Here is a 3050-nt window from a genome sequence, read left to right on the forward strand (position 1 = left end):
CCAGATGCTCGGGTCAGCGCTTTCAGGCGTTCGAGTTCGTAGTGCTGCGTGGCAAATCGCCGCTGGCCGGTTACCCGATGATTGATCTTGGAAACCGGCCCTGTGAACGGCGCGGTCAGGCCATCTTCTGGATGGCGCACCGAGTGCACGAGCCGGTTACCCGCGCGCCAAAGCGTCGGGGCCATATCGGCCTGCAACTTGAGCGCGTCCAGCGCATGGGAAAGTGCCGCGGGAATGGTTGCTTCCGAACTGTTTTTGCTGGCTCCTCGCGGTTCTGGTCGCACCGACCAAGGCGGTAACATGCCCCGTTCGTTCGGGTCTGTGCTCAGAACCCGCTGCATCAGGCGCACGCCGCTGATGCCATCAATCATCGAATGGTGCATCTTGATGTAGAGGGCAAAGCGATTGTTCTCAAGCCCTTCAATAACGTGGCATTCCCAGAGCGGTCGGGCGAAATCCAGGGGGTTGGAGTGCAGACGCGACACCAGAACACCAAGCTCACGTTCACCGCCTGGATTGGGCAGGGCAGAGTGGCGCACGTGATAGTCCAGGTCGATATTCTTGTCGACTTTCCAAGATGGTGCCAACAGACGGCCCAGCATGCCGGGCCATGCCAGCTTGGAACACCAGGGCGGCGCGATGTCCCCTGTTTCCTTCATGCTGGTAACTAAATCGCGAAGGAAAGTATCAGGAGCGCCTTCCGGCAATGAAAAGATCTGCATGTTGCCAACATGCATTGGCGTATCTTCAGATTCTACAGCTAGCCACGAAGCATCCAGTGTTCCCAGGCGTTTCATTCCTTGCGCACCTCTGCCCTGCTTGGGCATCTGAGTGTATCTTTTAGTTGTTGCTTACAAGTATACGGGTTACTTCCATTGCAGACGATCACCGGTATGAAAAAAATGACGGAAGGTTTTGCACTGGAGGTTCACGAGCCTTGTTGTTTTTAGCCTCACGAAAGTAAACCGCTTGTGGTACTTTCACCGTATTGAATTAACAAAAACAACGAGATCCGGAGGCATTGTGGAATCCAGCCCGCTTATTTCGGCAGGACTGCCGATCGCACTGTTTATTATCATGATTGGCATAGGCATGACTCTGACCATTCGTGATTTTCGCCAAGTAGCCGTTTATCCCAAAGGCATGATAGTGGGTACCGTGGCTCAGATTCTGTTGATGCCCTTGGTGGCTTTTGCTCTAGCGTCTTTGCTGGCGGTGCCACCGGCTATTGCTGTTGGCCTGGTCATCATTGCCGCGTGCCCAGGAGGCACAACCTCCAACCTGTTTGTACTGCTTGCCCGAGGCAATATTGCGTTATCTATTGTGCTGACCGTTAGTGCCAGTTTGATTACCATTCTTACCCTGCCACTCTTTGCCAATGTTGCACTACAGTTTTATATGGGAGCCGAGGAAGACATTGTGTTACCGGTATGGAAAACCATTGGCATGCTGGTTGGTATTGTCTTGCTCCCGGTGGCAATTGGTATGTTGGTGCGAGCCCGTAAACCAGACGTGGCGCGTAAAGCTGAGAGTGTTGTGAGTGTGTTTGGCGGTATTGTTCTGGCAATGCTGATTGTCGTGCTTGTTTACGGTGTGCGGGATCAGCTCTGGGAGCTTTTGAAACAGGCGGGGCCAGCAACGATCTTGTTGAATGCTGCCGGTATTTTTATTGGCTTGCTTGTCGGTCGGGCCGCCGGTCTTACTCAGAGAGAGTCCTTGGCTGTCGCCGTGGAGTTGGGAGTCAAGAATGGCACTATTGCTCTGATGGTGACACTCACACTGCTGGAGTCCAGCTCCATGTCGATACCGGCGGCTGTATATGGCGTACTGATGTTTCCGATCGGGTTTATGCTTGCCATGTATGGCCGGCGCATCATTCCCAAAGCCAGCCCTGGTCTTGCAAAATAAAAGCGCTGAAATTGCTGGCAAGGGAGCCCGGCTTTTGCCGGAACTCCCTTGCAAGAGTGGTCTTCAGATTATGATCTGTGGTCTTTGTCCACTCTTGTAGGTTCCATGCTGCCGGTGCGGAATTCGACTTCCAGTTCCTGCCCGTCGGCATTGTCGCCCTCTACTTCAATATCGCCGTTGGCATCGGCTTGGATTTCCTCAATCCGGCTCATGCCTTGGTTCACGCTTGCATCAATGTAATCCAGCGTGTCCGCAGAGGATAGGCCCCAGGGGCCATCTGTGCGTTTACGGCGCTCTTCTTTGCGAATAGAGCCATCATTGTTAACGTCGATCTCAACGTACCACTCGCTATCAAGCCAACCTTCGATTTCCATGCTGCCGTCATCATTGCGGTCGTCTTCCAGCTCAATGCTGTGGAAGTGTGTAATGCCGTAGTCTGATCCTATCTGGACCGCGCGCTTGGCATCATCAATTGTGCCAGACGCTTGGGCCAGGGGTGCGGCAGCAAGGCCGGCGGCGAGTGCAGTTGCGATGATCATTTTCATGGTTATTTCTCCCGAATTTTCGTTCTTTCTGCGTGAGTCATTGGCTATTTGAATACCGCCCATGGAGGGTCTTTACGGATGACCCTTCCCGGACGTTGAATGCATCTTAGGCAAAGCCGACTTGCAGGAGGGTGAGTGTTTCGTTCATGGTTCATTCATGTTGGCTCTGACAGAATGAACCCATGAAAAACCTGCCCTGTTATCTCGTGAAATTGGTTATCCCCACCTCTGTATTCATTGCAGCGATGTTTGTGATCGCCCTGTGCTTGGTCGGGACGGCGCCGGCCTTTGCTGATGAAGACTGGCGCAAGCTCCACGAAGAAGTGCAGGCAGGCCGAATAAAGCCCCTTGGTGACATTTTGGATGGCCTGCTGCGCGATTGGGACGGACAGGTGATTGATGTGGAATTCGAGCAGGAGGATGGCCGGCGGCTCTATGAGATTGAGTTACTCGGCTCCGAAGGCCAGGTGGTTGAGTTTGAGGTAGATGCAACAACAGGGGAGCTTATTGGCATTGAGGGCAACGATATCAACGGAATGAAGCGCCAATGAAAATTTTACTGGTAGAGGACGATAAGCCACTAGCTCAGGGTCTCGC

The 3050-nt window shown here is 53.3% G+C and carries 4 protein-coding genes; 2 read left to right on the plus strand and 2 right to left on the minus strand.

What is annotated here, in order from left to right; all coding sequences use genetic code 11:
* Positions 1-797, minus strand: a 797-nt coding sequence (locus ACTH3S_RS13635) for a wax ester/triacylglycerol synthase family O-acyltransferase (protein ID WP_441809555.1), incomplete at its 3' end; no start/stop codon positions are given.
* 226 nt (positions 798-1023) lie between these two features.
* On the opposite strand from ACTH3S_RS13635, the gene ACTH3S_RS13640 reads away from it, so the two are divergent.
* Positions 1024-1908 (plus strand): bile acid:sodium symporter family protein, encoded by an 885-nt coding sequence (locus ACTH3S_RS13640; RefSeq protein ID WP_441809556.1) that lies wholly within the window; start codon positions 1024-1026, stop codon positions 1906-1908.
* A 68-nt stretch (positions 1909-1976) separates the two neighbouring features.
* Here the strand turns inward: ACTH3S_RS13640 and ACTH3S_RS13645 are convergent, their stop codons facing one another.
* Positions 1977-2453, minus strand: a complete 477-nt coding sequence (locus ACTH3S_RS13645) for a hypothetical protein (protein ID WP_441809557.1) — start codon at positions 2451-2453, stop codon at positions 1977-1979.
* 182 nt (positions 2454-2635) lie between these two features.
* Here ACTH3S_RS13645 and ACTH3S_RS13650 point away from each other — a divergent pair, with 182 nt between their 5' ends.
* Positions 2636-3004 (plus strand): PepSY domain-containing protein, encoded by a 369-nt coding sequence (locus ACTH3S_RS13650; protein WP_441809558.1) that lies wholly within the window; start codon positions 2636-2638, stop codon positions 3002-3004.
* The last annotated feature ends 46 nt before the right edge of the window (positions 3005-3050 follow it).

Source organism: Marinobacter sp. (assembly GCF_052094685.1).
Taxonomy (GTDB): domain Bacteria; phylum Pseudomonadota; class Gammaproteobacteria; order Pseudomonadales; family Oleiphilaceae; genus Marinobacter.

Bases quoted from the DNA above. Each gene is read 5' to 3' on its own strand.
- ACTH3S_RS13645 (WP_441809557.1), bottom strand. From the start codon at position 2,453: ATGAAAATGATCATCGCAACTGCACTCGCCGCCGGCCTTGCTGCCGCA.
- ACTH3S_RS13650 (WP_441809558.1), top strand. From the start codon at position 2,636: ATGAAAAACCTGCCCTGTTATCTCGTGAAATTGGTTATCCCCACCTCT.